We start from the raw sequence: 22,180 nt of genomic DNA on the forward strand, positions 1-22,180 counted from the left end.
CGCCAGAGGAGTTCTGGCGGCTTTATAAATTACTGACGGGTGGCGGCTTTCATCGCACTGGCAAAAGCTTTCAGTTCAGACAGCATCTGTTCCGGAGCTGAAACATTTTTTTCGATGATTTTGACAACCGCTGAGCCGGAAATGGCGCCAGCAGCACCTGCTTCAATCGCCCCTTTTACCTGCTCAGGCGCAGAGATACCAAAGCCCTGCAAGGCGGGAGGCGCATTGTATTCTTTCAATTTTTCGACCAGATGGTGCAACGGTAACGCTGCCCGATTTTCTGCACCTGTTACGCCTGCCCGCGAAAGCAGGTAGGTATAACCGCGGCCACTGGCGGCAATCTGTTGTAACAGTTCGTCGTCAGCGTTCGGCGGGCAGATGAAAATAGGTGCAACGTTATGGCGTAATGCAGCAGCCCTGAACGGTGCTGACTCTTCAATTGGCACATCAGCCACTAACACAGAATCCACGCCGACTTTTTCACACTGAGCGTAAAACTCGTCAATACCTTTGCTGAAGACCAGATTGGCGTACATCAGCAAGCCAATAGGAATGGCAGGGTGCTTCTGACGAATCAGCGCCAGCATTTCAAAACACTGCGACGGCGTGACGCCTGCTGCAAACGCACGTAATGTGGCTTCCTGAATTGTCGGGCCGTCAGCCAGTGGGTCAGAGAACGGAATACCAAGTTCAAGCGCGTCGGCACCGGCGTCGATTAATGTATCAATAATTTTCAGTGACTGTTCAACAGAAGGATCGCCGAGGGTGACGAAAGGGACAAAAGCGCCTTCCTTGCGGTCTTTCAACTGGGTAAACAGGCTTTCATAACGTTCCATCAGATTTCCCCTCGCGCTTTCAGAATATCGTGTACGGTGAAAATGTCTTTGTCGCCGCGACCGGAGAGATTGACCACCAGCAACTGCTCTTTTTCCGGGTTTTCATGCATCATTTTCAATGCGTGTGCCAGGGCGTGAGAAGATTCCAGTGCCGGAATAATTCCCTCATGGAGACACAGCGTTTTAAAGGCTTCCAGCGCTTCGTCATCGGTAATCGAAACATAGTCAGCACGACCGATGCTGTTCAGATAAGCATGCTGTGGCCCGACTGACGGGAAGTCCAGGCCCGCGGAAATCGAGTAGGACTCTTCAATCTGTCCCTCTTCGGTCTGCATCATGGGGGATTTCATACCGAAGTAAATCCCGACGCGACCATGCTTTAATGGTGCGCCGTGTTCACCGGATTCAATTCCGTGACCACCCGGCTCAACGCCAATCAGACCGACGCTGGCGTCGTTTATGAAATCAGCAAACATGCCAATAGCATTTGAACCACCGCCGACACAAGCGATAACCGCATCCGGCAGGCGGCCTTCTTTTTCCAGGATCTGCGCTTTGGTTTCTTCCCCGATCATGCGCTGGAATTCACGCACAATGGTTGGGAATGGGTGCGGGCCAGCCGCCGTACCGAGCATATAGTGCGCGGTATCGTAACTGCCAGACCAGTCGCGCAGCGCTTCGTTACATGCATCTTTCAGCGTGGCGGAACCGCTGTGTACCGGGATCACTTCTGCACCCATCAGGCGCATACGGAAGACGTTTGGCGACTGGCGTTCGACGTCTTTTGCACCCATGTAAATGCGGCACTTGAGGCCCAGCAGAGCACTGGCGAGAGCAGACGCAACACCGTGCTGACCCGCGCCGGTCTCCGCGATGATTTCGGTTTTCCCCATGCGTTTTGCCAGTAACGCCTGGCCCAACACCTGGTTGGTTTTGTGCGCACCGCCGTGCAGCAGATCTTCACGCTTGAGATACAGCGTGGTGTTTGTGCCTGCGGTGATGTTCTGGCATTTGGTCAGTGCAGTAGGGCGACCCGCATAGTTTTTCAGCAGATCGGTAAACTGAGCCTGAAACTCAGGGTCTTTCTGCGCACTGACGAATGCTTCTTCCAGTTGACGCAGCGCTGGCATCAGAATCTGCGGCACATACATGCCACCAAATTCACCAAAATAGGGGTTGAGTAATGTTGTCATGTCCTTTTCCTTAATATGCGCGCAGTGTTTGAAAGACCGAAGCCAGAAGACGAGCGTCTTTGATGCCCGGCTGCGACTCTACGCCAGAATTGAAATCGAGACCGGCACAGCCGGTTTTAGCTGCCTCAACGCAGTTATCTGCGCCAAGTCCGCCAGCCAGAAGAACGTTATCCAGCGATTGTCCGCCTAAAAGTGTCCAGTCAAAACGTTGACCGCTGCCGCCGAGCCCGTTGTCGAAAATGTATTTATCAACATGTTGATAGCTCCGGGCAGGCAGTGACTCACCAACGCTTAACGCTTTCCAGATTTGCACGTGTTCCGGCAATGTGGCGCGCAGCGTATCGATATATGTCTGATCTTCGTTGCCGTGTAATTGCACGGCTGTGAGCGCCAGATTTTTGACTTTTACACACACGTCATCAATATCGTGATGACGAAACACGCCGACATACTGTAGTGGTGCGCCTGCCATGACCTCGCGTGCCTGCTCAACACCAACGACGCGCGGAGAAGAGGGGACAAAAATTAACCCGCCATAGATCGCACCTGCTTCATACGCAGCTTTTGCATCCTGCGCCCGGGTCAGGCCGCACACTTTATTTTCGCCGAGCAGAACGCGACGCACCGCGGCATGGAGATCGTCATGGGACATCAACGCGGATCCAATCAAGAAACCATTGGCGAAGTGGCTAAGTTCGCGTACCTGGCCGTAGGTATTGATGCCGGACTCGCTGATGACGGTTACGCCGTGACCCAGTCGCGGTGCCAGCTGGCGGGTGCGATTCAGGTCAATCGACAGGTCACGTAAATCACGGTTGTTAATACCGACGACTTTTGCGCCAAGTGCAATCGCGCGTTCCAGTTCCTCTTCGTTACTGACTTCCGTCAGTACGCCCATTTTCAGACTGTGAGCCACGGCGGAGAGCTGGCGATATTGCTCGTCGTCTAATACCGATAACATCAGCAGACAGGCATCCGCCTGGTAATAACGCGCCAGGTAAATCTGGTAAGGATCGATAATAAAGTCCTTACACAGGATCGGCTGCGGTGCGATGCGGCTAACAATTGGCAGGAAATCAAAGCTTCCCTGAAAATATTTCTCGTCGGTCAGTACAGAAATCGCTGAAGCATAATGTTTATACACACCCGCAATTTGAGCCGGATCGAAGTTATCGCGGATCACGCCTTTTGACGGGGACGCTTTTTTACACTCCAGAATAAACGCGGTGCGGGTCCCCTGCAGCGCATCGTAGAAATGACGGGAGCTCGGCTGAACGTCATTTTGAAAGCTGGCCAGTGGTTGTTGCTGTTTGCGGGCGTCTACCCAAATCGCCTTGTCTGCGACAATTTTCGCTAAAACGGTTTGCATCATTTACCCTCTTGCTGCCAGTGCAGTGACACGGTCATAAGCCGCTCCGCTGCGCAGTACATTAATCACAGTTTGCGCATTGGCTTTTAAATCTTCTTCACCGTGCAGGCGCATTAACATGGCGACATTCGCGGCAACAGCAGCCTCGTGAGCGGCTTCACCTTTACCTTGTAACAAGCGACTGAGAATGTCACGGTTTTCTTCCGGAGTGCCGCCTGCCAGCTGTTCCTGATGGTATGGCGTCAGGCCAAAGTCATCCGCTGTCAGCTGATAACTCTTGATTTCGCCATCATGCAGCTCAGCTACGATGGTTGGTGCATGCAGTGAAACTTCATCCATTCCGCCGCTATGAACCACGGCCGCACGCTGATATCCCAGTACGCGCAGCGTTTCGGCAATCGGCAGTACCAGTTCCGGACTGTAGACACCGATCAGCGCCAGCGGCGGATGCGCCGGGTTAATCAGCGGTCCAAGCACGTTAAACAGCGTGCGGGTTTTTAGCTGCTGGCGGACCGGCATTGCGTGACGAAAACCGGTGTGGTACTTCGGCGCAAACAGAAAGCAGACGCCCAGTTCATCGAGCGCCAGCCGGGATTTATCGGCGTTCATATCCAGATTGATGCCAAATGCCGCCAGCAGATCCGAGGATCCAGACTTACTGGATACGCTACGGTTACCGTGTTTAGCTACTTTTAACCCACAGGCTGCGGCGACGAACGCGCTGGCGGTGGAAATATTGATACTGTTGCTGCCGTCGCCGCCGGTACCAACGATATCGGCGAACAGATAGTCCGGACGCGGGAACGGTGCGGCATTTTCCAGCAGAGCGGTGGCTGCACCAGCGATTTCATTTGGATGCTCACCACGCACTTTCATACTCACCAGCGCAGCGGCCAGTTGTTCGGGCTTCAGTTCACCACGTACTACGGCGGAAAACAGCTGGTGGCTCTCCTGTTGTGTGAGCGTTTGAGCCTGGTACAGTTTCTCCAGAATTGGCTGCAGGATGTTGGTTTGTTCCAGCTTCTGTTGCGCCCAGGCCAGCGTTTGTTCCAGTAAACGTGCGCCCTGGGTGGTGAGAATCGACTCAGGATGGAACTGGAAACCGCACACGCGATCGGTGTCATGGCGCACCGCCATCACCATGCCGTTAAAGTGGGCGTTAATGGTCAGTCCGGCTGGAACGTTACTGCCTACCAGCGAGTGATAGCGCGCTACCGGCAGCGGATTCGCCAGACCTGTGAACATAGCCTGGCCGTCATGCTCAATGCTGGAGGCTTTGCCGTGCAAAATTTCACCAGCCTGACCCACATATCCACCGTAGGCTTCGACAATCGCCTGATGTCCCAGACAAATGCCGATGATCGGCAGCTTACCGCGCAGACGGGTTAACAGCTCCGGCATACAGCCTGCTTCGCTTGGCGCACCGGGGCCTGGCGAGAGCATCAGTACCGGGTTTTTCATAGTCGCTAACCGGTCAATTAACGTCTGTGCCGGAATATGGTTACGGTAAATGACGACGTTATGACCGTTAGTACGCAGCTGATCTGCCAGGTTATAGGTGAAAGAGTCGATGTTATCGAGCAGCAGAATATCAGCCATTAGAATGTCTCCTGTGCATGGTGCGCGGTAGCGATAGCACGCAGAACCGCACGTGCTTTATTACGAGTTTCATCGGCTTCAGACTGCGGAACAGAATCCAGAACAATCCCGGCACCGGCCTGTACGGTGGCAATGCCGTCTTCCACCAGCGCGGAGCGGATCACAATGCAGGTGTCCAGATCGCCATGGGCAGTGAAATAGCCTACTGCTCCGCCATAGCTACCGCGGCGGCGACCTTCCGCTTCCGCGATAAGCTGCATGGCGCGAACTTTTGGCGCACCGCTCAGCGTACCCATGTTCATACAGGCGCGGTAAGCATGCAGGACATCTAAATCGTTACGCAGTTCGCCCACGACGCGGGAGACCAGGTGCATAACAAATGAATAGCGGTCAACTTTGGTCAGATCAGCAACGTAGCGGCTGCCCGGTGTACAGATTCGGGCCAGGTCGTTACGTGCAAGGTCCACCAACATCAGGTGCTCAGAAAGTTCTTTGTGATCGGTGCGCATCTCCAGTTCAATACGACTGTCGAGATCGCGATCCAGCGTTCCGTCTGCACGACGACCGCGAGGGCGGGTCCCGGCAATCGGGTAGATCTCAATCTGGCGGCTGGTGGCATCGTATTTCAGTGAACTTTCCGGGGATGCACCGAACAGTGTGAAATCATTATCCTGCATGAAAAACATGTACGGGCTGGGATTGCTCTTCTTCAGCACATAGTAAGCGGCCAGTGGTGACGGACAAGGAAGCGAAAAACGGCGGGAAGGGACCACCTGGAAAATTTCGCCTGCACGAATGGCTTTTTGCAAGCTACGTACGACTGCACCGAACTCTTCGTCGCTCTGATTGCACTCACAGCGCATGTCTGGTACATCCGTGACCGGTAGCGGCGGCGCAGGTTCGGTTAACTGCTGGCTCAGCTGTGCCAGACGCGCATTCAGACGGCGTTTTTCCTCTTCACTGGGGGTAAATACGCTGGCCTGGATACGAGTGCTTTTTTTCTGGTGGTCGATGACCATCAGTGTTTCAGCCAGGTAGAAGCAGTAGTCAGGGCAACGGTTACCCGCTTCAAGCTGAGGTAAATCTTCAAATCCGGCGACTAAATCGTAGGAAAACAGACCGCCGAAGAACATCGCCTCACGCTCTTGCGCCGGAACGTTGACCAGTTCCTGCAATAAACGAAAAGCATCGAAAACGGAAAGCGAACATAAGCGGGCATCTTCATCCAGCAATGGGCTTACGGCCGGAAAACGCAACTGGCGGGCGTTTGGCTGTTTCTCATTGTCAACACCAGCGGGCAGGGCGGCATCCAACAGAGGGAGCAGCGATGCACCGTTAGCAGATAACGCCTGAATGGTGACGGTGTCACCTAAAGCGGTAATACGCAACGCGCTGTCGACCAGCAGCAGGCTTTTCAGATCATTTTTGCTGTCGATATCGGCAGACTCCAGCAACAACGTCGCCGGGCGAGCGCCGCAGACCTGATGGAACAATGCTGTCGGATTCTCACGATAGGCGGCATCACAGGCCAGCAGTTCAAGTGTCGGTTTTTGTGTTTGCATCGTTATTCTCATTAATTTTGTTCAAAAAAAAGCCCGCTCATTTAGCGGGCCTGGTATCTGGTTGCATATTGCAGACGTAAGACACTGCCCGAAATCAGGAAGTGCGCCACCAACCATGCAGTACAAATGTTGCTTTCATCTCAGATACCTTCTTCATGTGAACTTGCGTACTAGTTAACTAGTTCGATGGAATAAAGTCAACACCTGATTTCAGTAAATTTGTCGGAACCGCTATGATGAGCGTGATACGACATTTATAGAAACGGGAGCCGCCTTGAGCGACACGAATTACGCAGTGATTTACGACCTGCACAGTCATACAACGGCGTCCGACGGACGATTGACGCCAGAAGCGTTGGTACACCGTGCGGTAGAGATGCGAGTCGGTACACTGGCGATCACTGATCATGACACCACGGCAGCTATTGCGGCGGCAAGAGAAGAAATTTCACGTTCGGGTTTAGCGTTAAACCTGATCTCTGGCGTTGAAATTTCAACAGTCTGGGAAAATCATGAGATTCATATTGTGGGTCTGAATATTGATATTACACACCCCATGATGCGTGAATTCCTGGCAGAACAAACGGAGCGTCGTCAGCAGCGAGCGCGGTTGATTGCTGAACGACTGGATAAAGCCCATATTCCGGGAGCATGGGAAGGGGCGTTGCGTCTGGCTGATGGCGGAGCTGTCACGCGGGGGCATTTTGCGCGTTTCCTGGTGGAGTGTGGAAAAGCCACCACTATGGCCGATGTATTTAAAAAATATCTTGCCCGCGGGAAAACCGGTTACGTTCCGCCGCAGTGGTGTACAATAGAACAAGCTATTGATGTCATTCATCATTCTGGCGGTAAGGCGGTGCTGGCTCATCCTGGCCGGTACGATCTTAGCGCTAAGTGGCTGAAAAGACTGGTTGCACATTTTGCTGAACATCACGGTGACGCGATGGAAGTCGCGCAGTGTCAACAGTCTCCCAATGAGCGTACCCATCTGGCAACGTTAGCACGCCAGCATCAGTTGTGGGCATCACAAGGGTCTGATTTTCATCAGCCATGCCCGTGGATTGAATTGGGTCGTAAACTCTGGTTGCCCGCAGGCGTTGAAGGCGTTTGGCATCTTTGGGAACAGCCCGAGACTACAGAGAGGAAAGTATGAGCCAGTTTTTTTATATTCATCCTGATAACCCACAACAGCGACTGATCAACCAGGCCGTTGAGATTGTGCGTAAAGGTGGGGTGATTGTTTATCCAACCGATTCCGGCTATGCGTTAGGCTGTAAAATTGAAGATAAAAGTGCCATGGAGCGCATTTGTCGTATCCGTCATCTGCCCGATGGGCACAATTTTACGCTGATGTGCCGCGATCTGTCCGAGCTGTCGACCTATTCTTTTGTGGATAACGTTGCCTTTCGTTTAATTAAAAACAATACGCCAGGCAACTACACGTTCATCCTGAAAGGGACAAAAGAGGTGCCGCGCCGACTGCTGCAGGAAAAACGCAAAACTATCGGCCTGCGTGTACCATCAAATCCAATCGCGCTGGCGCTGCTGGAGGCGCTGGGTGAGCCAATGCTCTCCACGTCGCTGATGTTGCCGGGCAGTGAATTTACCGAGTCCGATCCGGAAGAGATCAAAGATCGTCTGGAGAAGCTGGTTGATTTGATTATCCACGGCGGTTATCTCGGGCAGCAGCCGACAACGGTTATCGATTTAACCGATGATTCTCCGGTGGTATTGCGTGAAGGCGTCGGCGACGTTAAACCTTTCTTATAAGGGCGCAACTCGGTATACTACGCGGCCTTAAAATGGCGCTGACTGGCGCCGTTGATTCTCCTGTTCGACGCCTGTGAAGGCGACACCTAAAGGAAGCTCTATGAGCGAAAAGTTACAAAAAGTGCTGGCGCGCGCTGGCCACGGTTCTCGCCGTGAAATTGAATCCATTATTGCAGCGGGTCGCGTGAGCGTTGATGGCAAAATCGCCACGCTCGGCGATCGCGTTGAAGTGACGCCTGGTCTGAAAATCCGTATCGATGGTCATCTGATTTCGGTGAAAGAATCTGCGGAGCAAATCTGTCGCGTTCTGGCGTATTACAAGCCGGAAGGTGAACTGTGTACCCGTAATGACCCGGAAGGTCGCCCGACCGTTTTTGACCGTTTGCCAAAACTGCGCGATGCGCGCTGGATTGCAGTTGGTCGTCTGGATGTGAATACCTGTGGTTTACTGCTGTTTACCACCGATGGTGAGCTGGCGAACCGTCTGATGCACCCAAGCCGCGAAGTTGAACGTGAATACGCGGTGCGCGTGTTCGGCCAGGTTGATGATGCAAAACTGCGTGATCTGAGTCGTGGCGTGCAACTGGAAGATGGTCCGGCTGCATTTAAAACGATCAAATTCAGCGGTGGTGAAGGGATTAACCAGTGGTATAACGTTACGTTGACTGAAGGGCGTAACCGCGAAGTGCGTCGCTTGTGGGAAGCTGTAGGTGTACAGGTTAGTCGTTTGATCCGCGTGCGTTATGGCGATATCCCGCTGCCAAAAGGTTTGCCACGTGGTGGCTGGACCGAGCTGGACCTGGCGCAGACAAACTATTTGCGTGAGCTGGTGGAGTTAAAGCCGGAAACCTCATCGAAAGTCGCCGTTGAGAAAGATCGACGTCGTATGAAAGCGAACCAGATCCGCCGTGCGGTTAAGCGTCACACCCAGGTGGGCAGCAGTCGTCGTCCGGGTGGTCGCAGCAACAACGGTTAATCATGAGTAGGCCTGATAAGCAACGCGCCATCAGGCGTTAGCGCGTGGAGCCGGATGCGGCGTAAGCGCCTTATCCGGCCTACTGTTAGTAATCGATCCCCATCTGGGCTTTCACGCCCGCTTCAAAGGCGTGCTTAACCGGGCGCAGCTCGCTGACCGTATCCGCTAACTCCAGAATATCGCGATGACATCCACGGCCGGTAATAATGACCGTCTGATGCGAAGGGCGGGTATTTAAGGCGTTGAGAACCTCTTCAAGCGGCAAATAGTCATATGCCACCATATACGTCAGTTCATCCAGTACGACCATATCCAGCTCAGGATCGGCCAGCATGCGTTTACCATGTTCCCACACGGCCAGACAGGCGGCAGTGTCTGATTCACGGTTTTGGGTTTCCCAGGTAAATCCTGTCGCCATTACCTGAAACTCCACGCCGTGGGGTTCCAGTAAGTTTCTTTCACCGTTCGGCCACGTGCCTTTAATGAATTGTACTACGCCGACTTTTTTTCCATGACCGACTGCACGCGTGGCGGTACCAAACGCAGCGGTGGTTTTCCCCTTACCGTTGCCAGTAAAGACAATAATAATTCCGCGTTCATCACTGGCTGCGGCAACGCGTGCGTCAACCCGCTCTTTTACGCGTTGTTGGCGCTGCTGATAGCGTTCTTCACTCATTGGGCTATTCCTGGTTTACGGCCCGGTTGGGCGTCGAAGGTCATACCGGTTTTACGGCGGCTGTCGTCGCCCATCAGCCACAGGTAGAGCGGCATAATATCGGCGGGTGTTTTTAATTTTAGCGGATCTTCTGTCGGGAATGCGCTGGCTCGCATGCTGGTACGTGTACCGCCGGGATTGATACAGTTAACACGCAGATGGCGGTTCTGGTACTCATCTGCCAGAACCTGCATCATTCCTTCAGTAGCAAACTTGGAGGTAGCATATGCTCCCCAGTTGGCTCGTCCCTGGCGACCGACACTAGAAGACGTAAACACCAGCGACCCGGAATCAGACTGGAGTAATAAAGGTAACAGTGCCTGAGTCAGCATAAAAGTGGCATTCACGTTAACCTGCATCACATCCTGCCAGACCTGTGGATTTTGCTCACTCATAGGGCAGATATCGCCCAGTAATCCGGCATTGTGCAGAACGCCATCCAGGCGTGGATAATGCGTGGCGATACGCTGCGCCAGTTGGTGACACTCTTCAGAAGTGCAGGTCAGCAGATCCAGCGTAAACCACAGTGCTGTAGAGCTACTTTCAGCGGAAATTGCATGGGCGACCTGGCGCAGTTTATCTTCGTTGCGACCCAGCAGAATAACGGTCGCACCGTAGCGCGCGTAGGTTAGTGCGGCTTCACGTCCGATGCCATCACTGGCACCGGTGACCAGAATAATGCGATCGTGTAACAGATCTTGTTTAGGTTGGTAATGCACGGCTACTCCTCGGCGACGCTCTGGCCATCCCGTTCGCTATAACTTGTCGGCTTTATGCCTTAAACCCTGCTATTTTTCAATCAGCCAAAGGTAATAACACCGCAAAATGAACACTTTGTCATGCTTTTTGCTGATTCTGCTGCCGAATGGATGAAGCAAGACGAGCAAACACGCCTGTTGTACACTGAGCAAAAGTAGCGTTGTTAAACCAAGGTGGGATACGTGGAATTGTTGTCTGAATATGGGCTGTTTTTGGCAAAAATCATCACTGTCGTGGTGGCAATTGCGGTTATTGTCATGCTGATTGTGAATGCTACTCAACGCAAACGTCAGCGTGGGGAATTACGGGTCATCAATCTCAGTGAGCAATATAAAGAGATGAAAGAGGATTTGTCGATGGCCCTGTTGGATGGTCATCAGCAAAAACTGTGGCATAAAGCGCAGAAAAAAAAGCACAAGCTGGAAGCGAAAGCTGCCAAAGCAAAAGCGAAGCTGGGGGAAAGTGCATCATCAGACAAACCCCGCGTCTGGGTGCTTGATTTTAAAGGTAGTATGGATGCCCATGAAGTCAGTGCGTTACGCGAAGAGGTCACGGCGGTACTCGCGGTAGTAAAACCTCAGGATCAGGTGGTTGTTCGTCTGGAAAGTCCTGGCGGTGTGGTTCATGGTTATGGACTGGCTGCATCACAGTTACAACGTCTGCGCGATAAGCAGATCCCGTTGACGGTAACGGTGGATAAAGTTGCGGCCAGCGGCGGATATATGATGGCCTGCGTGGCGGATAAAATTGTTTCAGCGCCGTTTGCCATTGTCGGCTCAATTGGGGTTGTTGCGCAGATCCCTAACTTTAACCGTTTTCTGAAAGGCAAAGACATTGATATTGAGCTACATACTGCCGGACAGTACAAACGGACGCTGACGTTGCTCGGTGAAAATACGGAAGAAGGGCGACAGAAGTTCCGTGAAGATCTGAACGAAACCCATCAGTTGTTTAAAGATTTTGTTCATCGCATGCGTCCGACGTTGGATATTGAACAGGTTGCCACCGGGGAGCACTGGTTTGGACAACAGGCGCTGGAAAATGGGCTGGTGGATGAGGTGAATACCAGCGACGAGGTGATCCTGAGCCTGATGGACGGTCGTGAGGTGCTTAACGTTCGCTATATGCAGCGTAAAAAGCTGATGGACCGCTTCACCGGTAGTGCGGCTGAAAGTGCCGATCGCATATTGCTGCGTTGGTGGCAGCGTGGACAAAAACCACTGATGTAAGCTTTAAGACTATACAAATGAAAACGCGAGGCACAGGCCTCGCGTTTTGCTTTTAATCGATCAGGTGATACTTCTCAGAAAGTACGTGTGCCAGATGTTTAAACATATTAAACACAGCTGTACTTTTGGGCGTCGGTAGCCCTTGCTCGTCTAAAAAGTAATCTCCGCTGAAAACCAGCACACCATTACGCTGCGTGACTCCAGTGGCGACAATCCCCGCCAGCGTGTCCTCATGCTCACGAATGATTTTGTTGGCTTCAATCAGCAGTGTTTCGCGATCGATGGGTTGAGTGTCTTTATGCATTATTTACTCCTTAAACAAGGACATTAGTCTACGCCGAGCCCGCCTTTTGGGCAAATATTCCCTGACAAAAACGGTGGTTTTACGACAGTGTCGTTACTGGCGAGATTTGTTTTTGCATGCTAATAAAGTTGCGTAACGCATTTTATCAGGTACAGTGTGACGCTTTCGTCAATCTGGCAACAGATTTGCTTGACATTCGACCAACATTCCGTCGTGCTATAGCGTTTTCGTGCAAAAAATCCTGTTAACTCAGTTACATGAGAGTTACATTACGAACGCGCAATCAGTACAAGGGTTGATATCCGCCGACGCAGAGACCATATCGATGTCTCGTCGCCAGTGGAAGGTGAATCAACGCGCGGCGTATTCCTGGAAGAATCAAATTAGGTAAAGGTGAATATGGGTAAAGCTCTTGTCATCGTTGAGTCCCCGGCAAAAGCCAAAACGATCAACAAGTATCTGGGTAATGACTACGTGGTTAAATCCAGCGTCGGTCATATCCGTGATTTGCCGACCAGTGGCTCAGCAACTAAAAAGAGCGCCGACTCAACCTCCACCAAAACGGCTAAAAAGCCCAAAAAGGATGAACGTGGCGCTCTCGTCAATCGTATGGGTGTTGACCCGTGGCACAACTGGGATGCGCGCTATGAAGTGCTGCCTGGTAAAGAGAAGGTTGTTTCTGAACTGAAACAACTGGCTGAAAAGGCCGACCACATCTATCTCGCAACCGACCTTGACCGCGAAGGGGAAGCCATTGCATGGCACCTGCGGGAAGTGATCGGGGGCGATGACACCCGCTATAGTCGCGTGGTGTTTAACGAAATCACCAAAAATGCGATTCGTCAGGCGTTTGAAAAACCGGGCGAACTGAACATTGATCGTGTTAATGCGCAACAGGCACGCCGCTTTATGGACCGTGTCGTGGGCTATATGGTTTCGCCGCTGCTGTGGAAAAAGATTGCGCGTGGCCTGTCTGCCGGTCGCGTACAGTCGGTAGCCGTGCGGCTGGTCGTTGAGCGTGAACGCGAAATCAAGGCATTCGTACCAGAAGAGTTCTGGGAAATTGATGCTAATACCACCACGCCATCCGGCGATGCATTGCCGCTGGAAGTGACGCATCAGAACGATAAACCGTTCCGCCCGGTTAACCGCGAGCAGACGCTTGCCGCAGTAAGTTTGTTGGAGAAAGCGCGTTATAGCGTACTGGAACGTGAAGATAAGCCAACCAGCAGTAAACCTGGTGCGCCGTTCATCACCTCCACGCTACAGCAGGCTGCCAGCACGCGTTTGGGCTTCGGCGTGAAGAAAACCATGATGATGGCGCAGCGCTTGTATGAAGCAGGCTACATCACCTATATGCGTACTGACTCAACGAATTTGAGCCAGGATGCTGTATCTATGGTTCGTGATTATATCAGCGACAATTTTGGCAAAAAATATCTGCCGGAGAGTGCGAACCAGTACGCAAGTAAAGAGAACTCACAGGAAGCGCACGAAGCAATCCGTCCTTCTGATGTCGCCGTGCAGGCGGAATCGCTGAAAGATATGGAAGCTGACGCGCAAAAACTGTATCAGCTGATCTGGCGCCAGTTTGTTGCCTGTCAGATGACACCGGCTAAATATGACTCCACCACGCTGACCGTGGGCGCAGGTGATTTCCGCCTGAAAGCGCGTGGACGTATTCTGCGCTTTGATGGCTGGACTAAAGTTATGCCAGCACTGCGTAAGGGCGATGAAGATCGTATTTTACCTGCAGTGGACAAAGGCGACGAGCTGACGTTAATCGAACTGACGCCAGCGCAACACTTTACCAAACCGCCAGCTCGTTTCAGTGAAGCGTCACTGGTTAAGGAACTGGAAAAACGCGGGATTGGTCGTCCATCCACCTATGCGTCGATCATTTCTACGATCCAAGATCGCGGCTATGTTCGGGTTGAGAACCGTCGTTTCTACGCTGAAAAAATGGGCGAAATCGTCACCGATCGTCTGGAAGAAAACTTCCGCGAACTGATGAATTACGATTTCACCGCACAGATGGAAAACAGTCTCGACCAGGTGGCTAACCACGAAGCCGAATGGAAGGGTGTGCTTGACAACTTCTTCAGTGATTTTACTCAGCAACTGGATAAAGCCGAGAAAGATCCTGAAGAGGGTGGCATGCGTCCTAACCAGATGGTACTGACCAGCATCGACTGCCCGACCTGTAGCCGTAAGATGGGTATTCGTACCGCCAGTACCGGTGTCTTCCTGGGCTGTTCCGGTTACGCACTTTCGCCGAAAGAACGTTGCAAAACCACCATTAACCTGGTGCCAGAAAACGAAGTGTTGAACGTGCTGGAAGGCGACGATGCAGAGACCAACGCCTTACGTGCGAAACGTCGCTGTCAGAAGTGTGGCACGGCGATGGACAGCTATCTCATCGATCCAAAACGTAAACTGCATGTATGTGGTAATAATCCTACTTGCGACGGTTACGAAATCGAAGAGGGCGAGTTCCGTATCAAGGGTTATGACGGTCCGATCGTTGAGTGTGAGAAGTGTGGCTCTGAAATGCACCTGAAAATGGGGCGTTTTGGTAAGTACATGGCTTGTACTAATGACGAGTGTAAAAACACCCGTAAGATCCTGCGTAACGGTGAAGTGGCCCCGCCGAAAGAAGATCCCGTTCCGCTACCGGAGCTGCCTTGCGAAAAATCGGACGCGTATTTTGTGTTACGTGACGGCGCAGCTGGTATCTTCCTGGCCGCCAATACGTTCCCGAAATCACGTGAGACTCGCGCACCGTTAGTGGAAGAGCTGTACCGCTTCCGCGATCGTCTGCCGGAGAAACTGCGTTACCTTGCTGATGCACCGCAGACTGATCCAGACGGTAACAAAGCGATGGTACGTTTTAGCCGTAAAACTAAGCAGCAGTATGTTGCCGCTGAGAAAGACGGTAAAGCGACCGGATGGTCGGCGTTTTTCGTTGACGGAAAATGGGTGGAAGGTAAGAAATAACAACCTGTCAGCTGGATTTCTCCTGAAAGGGTCGCGAAAGCGGCCCTTTTTTATTGAAGGGTTATTATTTTTTGTCATCTCTATACAGCTCAAATTTAAATGATATAGTGGTTATAGTTAATAAGTTTTTTATTATTAAATCGTATTAGCAGCGCGACACTGCCTGCTCTCAAACGATGATCTGATGGCGCTAATCTGGATGGTTTAACATGAAATTACAGCAGCTTCGCTACATTGTTGAGGTGGTTAACCACAACCTTAATGTTTCCTCAACGGCCGAAGGACTCTATACCTCTCAGCCTGGTATTAGTAAGCAAGTTCGTATGCTGGAAGATGAGCTTGGCATCCAGATTTTTGCCCGTAGCGGCAAGCACCTGACGCAGGTGACTCCGGCAGGGCAGGAAGTCATCCGTATTGCTCGAGAAGTTCTGTCTAAAGTGGATGCCATTAAGTCCGTTGCCGGTGAACATACCTGGCCGGATAAAGGTTCCCTGTACATTGCCACGACGCACACCCAGGCGCGTTACGCCTTGCCAAACGTGATTAAAGGCTTTATTGAGCGGTATCCACGTGTGTCTTTGCATATGCATCAGGGGTCGCCGACGCAAATTGCTGAAGCCGTTTCGAAAGGTAATGCGGATTTTGCCATTGCGACGGAAGCGCTGCACCTGTACGACGATCTGGTTATGTTACCGTGCTACCACTGGAATCGTTCGATCGTCGTCACGCCGGATCACCCACTGGCGGGTAAATCATCGGTTTCTATTGAAGAACTGGCGCAATACCCGCTGGTAACCTACACCTTTGGTTTTACCGGTCGTTCGGAGCTTGATACGGCGTTTAACAGAGCAGGTCTGGAGCCACGCATTGTCTTTACCGCGACCGATGCCGATGTGATCAAAACCTATGTAAGACTGGGGCTGGGCGTGGGTGTTATCGCCAGCATGGCGGTCGATCCTGTGTCCGATCCTGACCTGGTACGTGTCGATGCGCATGATGTATTCAGCCATAGCACGACTAAAATCGGTTTTCGTCGCAGCACGTTCTTACGCAGTTATATGTATGATTTTATTCAGCGTTTTGCACCACATTTGACCCGCGATGTGGTCGATACAGCGGTTGCATTGCGTTCTAACGATGACATTGAAGCCATGTTTAAAGATATTAAATTGCCAGAGAAATAATAACGGATGTTACCTCAACGGTATCGCTAAGCGCATAGCGATACCGCTGGGAAATCTGAATGTATTTATGATTATCCATAGGGTATATAAACCGTATATTATTTATGGGGAATACCCGCTAAAGTAGTGTCAAATTAGCAAGCTCGCCAAAAACCCTTTCAAATATTTATATCCGATCAAAAAATTGATTTATTTACCTTACCGGATTCGAAAATTAACTGGCTTTTTTTCACCTTTTTCTTTAGGATTTCTCTCATCTGATGATTAATTGTACCAATTGTTTGGTGCCTAAATGATAAGTGATTTCGATAGTATGAGGTTAGCGATGCCTTCTGGAAATCAGCCACAACGCCGGGATCCCGCGCTGAAACGTAAAGCATGGTCCACGGTCTTTCTTGGCTCCGCAGTGTTCTGGATTGTGGTAGCGCTCGTGATTTGGCAAGTTTGGGGATAACCATGTCCGCGCAGGAACAACAATCCTCCTCTGTGCCATCTCATCAGGATAATGAGCAAGAGAAGGAGACCAACACTGAATATGTGATGGATATTCCCGATTCGTGGCAGCTCTCACCACAACAGCGGGCATTTATTGATTTGTTCGATGAAGAAGAACAGAAAAAATAATCAATGTGTAGTTCATAATAATTATTATTAACCTGCCTTTTTGAATTTGGGACGAATACGACGTCGCAGATCCCGTAGATAAAAAACAACGTGTAAGCGATTGCATAACGTACTCTGCTGCATATTCGCAACTTCCATATCTCCTTTACAGTTCATTTCTTTTTGCATAGTTCCCAGTCATTTTGCTGATCTCCTCTTTTATCAATTCGAGTTGTTATCAAAACGTTACATTTTGTTTGTGTTATCTTTAATACTAACCCTGAGGAAAATCAGGGGATCCAACCCTGTCATTTAAGGAGGAGCTATGTCGTCGACCCTACGAGAAGCCAGTAAGGACACATTGCAGGTTAAAGATAAAACCTACCGCTACTACAGTTTACCTTTGGCTGCCAAATCACTGGGTGATCTCACCCGTTTACCGAAATCACTTAAAGTCTTGCTGGAAAACCTGCTTCGCTGGCAGGACGGTGACTCAGTTACTGAAGAAGATATTCATGCTCTGGCGCGATGGCTGAACAATGCTCATGCCGATCGCGAAATTGCTTATCGACCTGCTCGTGTGCTGATGCAGGACTTTACTGGCGTGCCGGCAGTGGTTGATCTGGCGGCCATGCGCGAGGCGGTTAAGCGCCTGGGTGGTGATACGGCAAAAGTGAATCCGCTTTCACCTGTTGATCTCGTTATTGACCACTCGGTGACCGTCGATCGTTTTGGTGACGATGATGCTTTCGAAGAGAACGTCCGGCTGGAAATGGAGCGCAACCACGAGCGCTATGTGTTTCTGAAATGGGGACAGCAGGCATTCAGCCGCTTCCGTGTTGTGCCGCCGGGGACGGGGATCTGTCACCAGGTCAACCTTGAATACCTGGGAAAAGCGGTCTGGAGTGAACTGCAAAATGGCGAGTGGGTGGCTTACCCGGACACGCTGGTCGGTACAGATTCCCATACCACGATGATCAATGGCCTTGGCGTACTGGGCTGGGGCGTTGGTGGGATTGAAGCCGAAGCCGCCATGCTGGGGCAGCCCGTTTCGATGCTGATCCCGGACGTTGTCGGCTTCAAACTTGTTGGGAAATTACGTGAAGGGATCACTGCTACCGATCTGGTTCTGACCGTTACCCAGATGTTGCGTAAACACGGCGTGGTCGGAAAATTTGTGGAATTCTATGGCGACGGCCTGGATACCCTACCGTTGGCTGATCGGGCGACCATTGCGAATATGGCCCCAGAATATGGTGCAACCTGTGGTTTCTTCCCGATAGATGGCGTGACCCTCGAGTACATGCGGCTGAGTGGTCGTAGCGAAGAACAGGTTGAACTGGTTGGTGCCTATGCCAAAGCGCAGGGGATGTGGCGCAACCCTGGTGATGAGCCGGTATTTACCAGCTCTCTGGAACTGGACATGGGCGATGTGGAAGCAAGCCTGGCGGGACCAAAGCGTCCGCAGGATCGCGTTGCATTAGGGGATGTTCCGAAAGCTTTTGCGGCAAGCAATGAACTTGAGGTGAATAGTTCGCAGAAAGACCGTCAACCTGTGGATTATGTGCTGAACGGGCATCAATATCAGTTGCCGGACGGTGCTGTGGTTATTGCGGCAATCACCTCCTGTACCAATACCTCGAACCCGAGTGTATTGATGGCGGCAGGACTACTGGCGAAAAAAGCGGTCACACTCGGTCTGAAACGCCAGCCGTGGGTGAAAGCCTCGCTGGCACCAGGCTCAAAGGTGGTTTCTGATTATCTGGCGCAGGCAAGACTCACACCGTACCTTGATGAGCTGGGATTCAATCTGGTTGGCTATGGCTGTACCACCTGTATTGGCAACTCAGGTCCGTTACCTGACCCAATCGAAACCGCGATTAAAAAAGGTGATCTGACGGTGGGGGCCGTACTTTCCGGCAACCGTAACTTTGAAGGTCGAATTCATCCGCTGGTAAAAACGAACTGGCTGGCGTCGCCGCCGCTGGTGGTTGCCTATGCGCTGGCGGGAAATATGAACATTGATCTGACGAAAGAGCCGCTCGGACATAACAGAAATGGTGACCCGGTTTATCTGAAAGATATCTGGCCATCTGCACGGGAAATTGCCCGTGCTGTTGAACAGGTCTCTACTGAGATGTTCCATAAAGAGTATGCGGAAGTGTTCGAAGGAACACCTGAATGGAAAACCATCAATGTTGACCGTGCAGACACCTATGGCTGGCAGTCCGACTCGACCTATATTCGCTTATCGCCATTCTTTGATGGCATGCAGGCTAAACCGGATCCGGTACAGGATATTCATGGGGCACGAATCCTGGCGATGCTTGGGGATTCCGTGACGACTGACCATATTTCACCCGCAGGCAGCATTAAACCGGACAGTCCGGCAGGGCGTTATCTTCAGAACCACGGCGTTGAGCGCAAAGATTTTAACTCTTACGGTTCACGACGTGGAAATCACGAAGTGATGATGCGCGGTACGTTCGCCAATATTCGTATTCGTAACGAAATGGTGCCGGGCATTGAAGGGGGAATGACTCGTCATTTGCCGGGGACAGAAGTTGTGGCTATTTACGATGCCGCAATGCGTTATCAACAAGAGAAGGTTCCGTTGGCCGTGATTGCCGGCAAAGAATATGGCTCGGGCTCCAGTCGAGACTGGGCAGCGAAAGGACCACGTCTGCTGGGCATTCGGGTAGTTATCGCGGAATCCTTTGAGCGAATTCACCGCTCTAATCTGATAGGTATGGGGATCCTGCCTCTGGAGTTCCCACAAGGCGTCACGCGAAAAACACTCGGATTAACCGGTGATGAAGTGATCGATATTACGGAATTGCAAGATATAAAACCGGGTGCGATTATTCCGGTGAATATGGTGCGGGCTGATGGCAGTAAAGAAGTGATTTTGTGTCGTTGTCGTATTGATACCGCCACGGAATTAACCTACTACCAGAACGACGGTATTTTGCACTATGTCATTCGTAATATGCTGAACTAAAATGCGAAAAAGCCTGCAAATTAACTGCAGGCTTTTTTATATGCCGAATTATTCGACAATTATGTGAAATCACTCGCTCAATAAGTGACCCATTTTGGCGGCTTTGGTGTCCAGATAATGTTCATTTTTGGGGTTGCGGCCAACAATCAGTGGTACACGCTCAACAATATTGATACCGGCTTCCGTCAGGATTTCAACTTTCTTCGGATTATTGGTCAACAAACGCACTTCGTCGACACCCAACAGCTTAAACATATCGGCACACAGAGTGAAATCTCGCTCATCTGCCGCGAATCCCAGCTGATGGTTGGCTTCAACGGTGTCATAGCCTTGATCCTGGAGCGCATAGGCGCGGATCTTATTAAGCAGACCGATATTGCGACCTTCCTGGCGGTGATAGAGCAGAATACCGCGTCCTTCTTCAGCAATATGCGTGAGCGCGGCTTCAAGCTGGAAACCACAATCGCAACGCAGGCTGAACAATGCGTCGCCGGTAAGACATTCGGAATGGACGCGAGCCAGGACAGGCGTCTGGCCTGAGATATCGCCAAAAACCAGTGCGACATGATCGTGTCCGGTTGCCAGTTCTTCAAATCCCACCATCAGGAAATCACCCCATGGGGTTGGCAGTTTGGCTTCTGCCACACGTTTAAGCTGCATGTATTTCTCCAGATTATGCTGGCACCCTGAGTGCCGTCGCCTGTTGGCTTCTGTATTGCGCTATTTTGCCATAAGGCGATGGTGTTCACCTAATTGCGACAACGCATTCGTTTTTGGAATGGCACAAAATTGTCAATTTTCCCGATACATACTTTTTTCAGTTATGATTGTGAGACTTATCGACGAAAGGAGATGCAATGCTGTCTATTGCAAAGCGGACCGCCTCAGGAGCCGCACTGTTGCTGATCATGCCTGTTTCAGTATGGATATCGGGTTGGGAATGGCAACCAGGCCACAATGTCTGGTGGTTAAAATCCTTATATTGGATAACAGAAACGGTGACTCAGCCCTGGGGGATCATTACGCATGTCGTTCTCTGTGCCTGGTTTTTGTGGTGTCTGAGATTTCGTCTGAAAGCTGCACTTATGCTGTTTACTATCCTGGCAGGGGCAATATTACTGGGCCAGGGTGTGAAATCCTGGGTTAAAGACCGGGTACAGGAACCCCGGCCATTTGTTATTTGGCTGGAAAAAACACACCATGTTCCTGTTGATGAGTTCTACACTTTAAAACGTAAAGAACGTGGGCACTTAGTAAAAGAACAACTGTCAGGACAGCAGGATATTCCAACGTTTTTGCGTAAGCACTGGCAAAAAGAAACGGGATTTGCCTTTCCCTCCGGGCATACGATGTTTGCTGCAAGCTGGGCTTTACTGGCGGTAGGATTGTTGTGGCCGCGTAGACGTACTCTGACAATTGTTTTCTTGCTCATCTGGGCGACTGGAGTAATGGGCAGCCGCTTGCTTCTGGGAATGCACTGGCCACGTGATTTAGTCGTCGCAACGTTGATATCCTGGCTGCTGGTGACACTGGCAACCTGGCTTGCACAGCGGGTATGCGGGCCATTAACACCGCCTGCGCAAGAGAAGCAGGAAATAGCAGAGCGCGAGCAAGAAAGCTGACGACGATTGATTTTTCGAAATTTGCCCTCAAATCATAACGTGTAAGGCGCTTTTCCGTTTCGCACTCGTCGTGAAAATGGTAATTTAAAAGGCTTAACGCGGTAAGTTGTTCACGATTTATTCGCTCAAACCACATAACGGGAAGTAATGTGAAATATTTACTCATTTTCTTACTGGTGTTGGCGATTTTTGTTATTTCGGTGACATTAGGTGCGCAAAACGATCAACAGGTAACGTTTAACTATCTGCTGGCTCAGGGTGAGTATCGTATATCTACGCTGCTTGCTGTATTGTTCGCTGCAGGTTTTGCTATTGGTTGGTTAATTTGCGGCCTTTTCTGGCTGAAGGTTCGTGTGTCTCTTGCGCGTGCCGAACGTAAAATCAAACGACTGGAAAACCAGCTTGCGCCTGCGACCGACGTTGCGGTATCTGCCGACTCGTCGGTTGTGAAGGAATAAATA

Annotated in this window: 21 protein-coding genes and 1 other annotated feature; of the genes, 11 read left to right on the top strand and 10 right to left on the bottom strand. The window is 51.2% G+C overall.

Annotation, left to right across the window (positions count from 1 at the left end):
• Positions 1–29 precede the first annotated feature (29 nt).
• The 6 genes from trpA to trpL form a co-directional block, all read right to left on the bottom strand.
• Entirely contained in the window at positions 30–836 is an 807-nt protein-coding gene (trpA, locus tag OGY01_RS06625) for a tryptophan synthase subunit alpha (RefSeq protein ID WP_045443540.1), read from the bottom strand.
• Positions 836–2,029, bottom strand: a complete 1,194-nt coding sequence (gene trpB, locus OGY01_RS06630; protein ID WP_045443538.1) for a tryptophan synthase subunit beta — start codon at positions 2,027–2,029, stop codon at positions 836–838. The genes trpA and trpB overlap by 1 nt, the downstream gene beginning before the upstream one ends.
• 10 nt (positions 2,030–2,039) lie before the next feature.
• On the bottom strand, positions 2,040–3,398 hold the full coding sequence (gene trpCF / locus OGY01_RS06635; protein ID WP_200011102.1) for a bifunctional indole-3-glycerol-phosphate synthase TrpC/phosphoribosylanthranilate isomerase TrpF: 1,359 nt from the start codon (positions 3,396–3,398) through the stop codon (positions 2,040–2,042).
• A 3-nt stretch (positions 3,399–3,401) separates the two neighbouring features.
• The gene (gene trpD / locus OGY01_RS06640) at positions 3,402–4,997 is read right to left on the bottom strand and encodes a bifunctional anthranilate synthase glutamate amidotransferase component TrpG/anthranilate phosphoribosyltransferase TrpD (protein ID WP_286492682.1); all 1,596 of its coding nucleotides are present in this window, start codon (positions 4,995–4,997) and stop codon (positions 3,402–3,404) included.
• Positions 4,997–6,559 carry an anthranilate synthase component 1 gene (locus OGY01_RS06645; RefSeq protein ID WP_284096852.1) on the bottom strand — a complete coding sequence of 521 codons (1,563 nt, stop codon included), beginning with the start codon at positions 6,557–6,559 and terminating at the stop codon, positions 4,997–4,999. The genes trpD and OGY01_RS06645 overlap by 1 nt, the downstream gene beginning before the upstream one ends.
• 23 nt (positions 6,560–6,582) lie before the next feature.
• Positions 6,583–6,677, bottom strand: a sequence feature (Trp leader region).
• Positions 6,654–6,698, bottom strand: a complete 45-nt coding sequence (gene trpL, locus OGY01_RS06650) for a trp operon leader peptide (RefSeq protein ID WP_012905981.1) — start codon at positions 6,696–6,698, stop codon at positions 6,654–6,656. It overlaps the preceding feature by 24 nt.
• A gap of 135 nt (positions 6,699–6,833) precedes the next feature.
• Between trpL and rnm the strand changes: the two genes are divergently transcribed.
• The 3 genes from rnm to rluB all read left to right on the top strand — a co-directional run bounded on the left by rnm (position 6,834) and on the right by rluB (position 9,305).
• Positions 6,834–7,712 (top strand): RNase RNM, encoded by an 879-nt coding sequence (rnm, locus tag OGY01_RS06655; protein ID WP_286492683.1) that lies wholly within the window; start codon positions 6,834–6,836, stop codon positions 7,710–7,712.
• Complete coding sequence (locus OGY01_RS06660) at positions 7,709–8,329, top strand: L-threonylcarbamoyladenylate synthase (RefSeq protein ID WP_045443527.1); 621 nt, start codon at positions 7,709–7,711, stop codon at positions 8,327–8,329. Before rnm ends, OGY01_RS06660 begins: the two co-directional genes overlap by 4 nt.
• A 100-nt stretch (positions 8,330–8,429) precedes the next feature.
• Positions 8,430–9,305 (top strand): 23S rRNA pseudouridine(2605) synthase RluB, encoded by an 876-nt coding sequence (rluB, locus tag OGY01_RS06665; RefSeq protein ID WP_045443524.1) that lies wholly within the window; start codon positions 8,430–8,432, stop codon positions 9,303–9,305.
• Between the two features lie 85 nt (positions 9,306–9,390).
• Here the strand turns inward: rluB and cobO are convergent, their stop codons facing one another.
• Both cobO and OGY01_RS06675 read right to left on the bottom strand, forming a co-directional pair.
• The gene (gene cobO / locus OGY01_RS06670) at positions 9,391–9,981 is read right to left on the bottom strand and encodes a cob(I)yrinic acid a,c-diamide adenosyltransferase (RefSeq protein ID WP_048221382.1); all 591 of its coding nucleotides are present in this window, start codon (positions 9,979–9,981) and stop codon (positions 9,391–9,393) included.
• A complete protein-coding gene (locus OGY01_RS06675; RefSeq protein WP_045443519.1) occupies positions 9,978–10,739 on the bottom strand; it encodes a YciK family oxidoreductase in 762 nt (253 codons plus the stop codon). The genes cobO and OGY01_RS06675 overlap by 4 nt, the downstream gene beginning before the upstream one ends.
• A 222-nt stretch (positions 10,740–10,961) precedes the next feature.
• On the opposite strand from OGY01_RS06675, the gene sohB reads away from it, so the two are divergent.
• A complete protein-coding gene (gene sohB, locus OGY01_RS06680) occupies positions 10,962–12,008 on the top strand; it encodes a protease SohB (protein WP_045443515.1) in 1,047 nt (348 codons plus the stop codon).
• Between the two features lie 52 nt (positions 12,009–12,060).
• Here sohB and OGY01_RS06685 read toward each other — a convergent pair whose 3' ends face one another.
• On the bottom strand, positions 12,061–12,312 hold the full coding sequence (locus OGY01_RS06685) for a YciN family protein (RefSeq protein ID WP_003020616.1): 252 nt from the start codon (positions 12,310–12,312) through the stop codon (positions 12,061–12,063).
• A 399-nt stretch (positions 12,313–12,711) separates the two neighbouring features.
• Between OGY01_RS06685 and topA the strand changes: the two genes are divergently transcribed.
• From topA to acnA, 5 genes are all read left to right on the top strand, one after another.
• Complete coding sequence (topA, locus tag OGY01_RS06690; protein ID WP_045443510.1) at positions 12,712–15,309, top strand: type I DNA topoisomerase; 2,598 nt, start codon at positions 12,712–12,714, stop codon at positions 15,307–15,309.
• Positions 15,310–15,518: 209 nt separating this feature from the next.
• Complete coding sequence (cysB, locus tag OGY01_RS06695; RefSeq protein ID WP_045443507.1) at positions 15,519–16,493, top strand: HTH-type transcriptional regulator CysB; 975 nt, start codon at positions 15,519–15,521, stop codon at positions 16,491–16,493.
• Between the two features lie 313 nt (positions 16,494–16,806).
• Positions 16,807–16,947, top strand: a complete 141-nt coding sequence (locus OGY01_RS06700; RefSeq protein WP_223306996.1) for a YmiA family putative membrane protein — start codon at positions 16,807–16,809, stop codon at positions 16,945–16,947.
• A 2-nt stretch (positions 16,948–16,949) separates the two neighbouring features.
• On the top strand, positions 16,950–17,117 hold the full coding sequence (locus OGY01_RS06705; protein WP_190284562.1) for a YciX family protein: 168 nt from the start codon (positions 16,950–16,952) through the stop codon (positions 17,115–17,117).
• Positions 17,118–17,421: 304 nt separating this feature from the next.
• The gene (acnA, locus tag OGY01_RS06710; protein ID WP_048221385.1) at positions 17,422–20,097 is read left to right on the top strand and encodes an aconitate hydratase AcnA; all 2,676 of its coding nucleotides are present in this window, start codon (positions 17,422–17,424) and stop codon (positions 20,095–20,097) included.
• 69 nt (positions 20,098–20,166) lie between these two features.
• Here the strand turns inward: acnA and ribA are convergent, their stop codons facing one another.
• Positions 20,167–20,757, bottom strand: a complete 591-nt coding sequence (ribA, locus tag OGY01_RS06715) for a GTP cyclohydrolase II (protein ID WP_005126450.1) — start codon at positions 20,755–20,757, stop codon at positions 20,167–20,169.
• Between the two features lie 197 nt (positions 20,758–20,954).
• On the opposite strand from ribA, the gene pgpB reads away from it, so the two are divergent.
• Positions 20,955–21,719: a phosphatidylglycerophosphatase B gene (gene pgpB, locus OGY01_RS06720; RefSeq protein WP_045443494.1), complete on the top strand. Its 765-nt coding sequence runs from the start codon at positions 20,955–20,957 to the stop codon at positions 21,717–21,719.
• A 149-nt stretch (positions 21,720–21,868) separates the two neighbouring features.
• Positions 21,869–22,177: a LapA family protein gene (locus OGY01_RS06725; RefSeq protein WP_006684318.1), complete on the top strand. Its 309-nt coding sequence runs from the start codon at positions 21,869–21,871 to the stop codon at positions 22,175–22,177.
• Positions 22,178–22,180 lie beyond the last annotated feature (3 nt).

It is taken from the genome of Citrobacter sp. Cm038, from assembly GCF_030333105.1.
GTDB lineage: Bacteria > Pseudomonadota > Gammaproteobacteria > Enterobacterales > Enterobacteriaceae > Citrobacter > Citrobacter murliniae.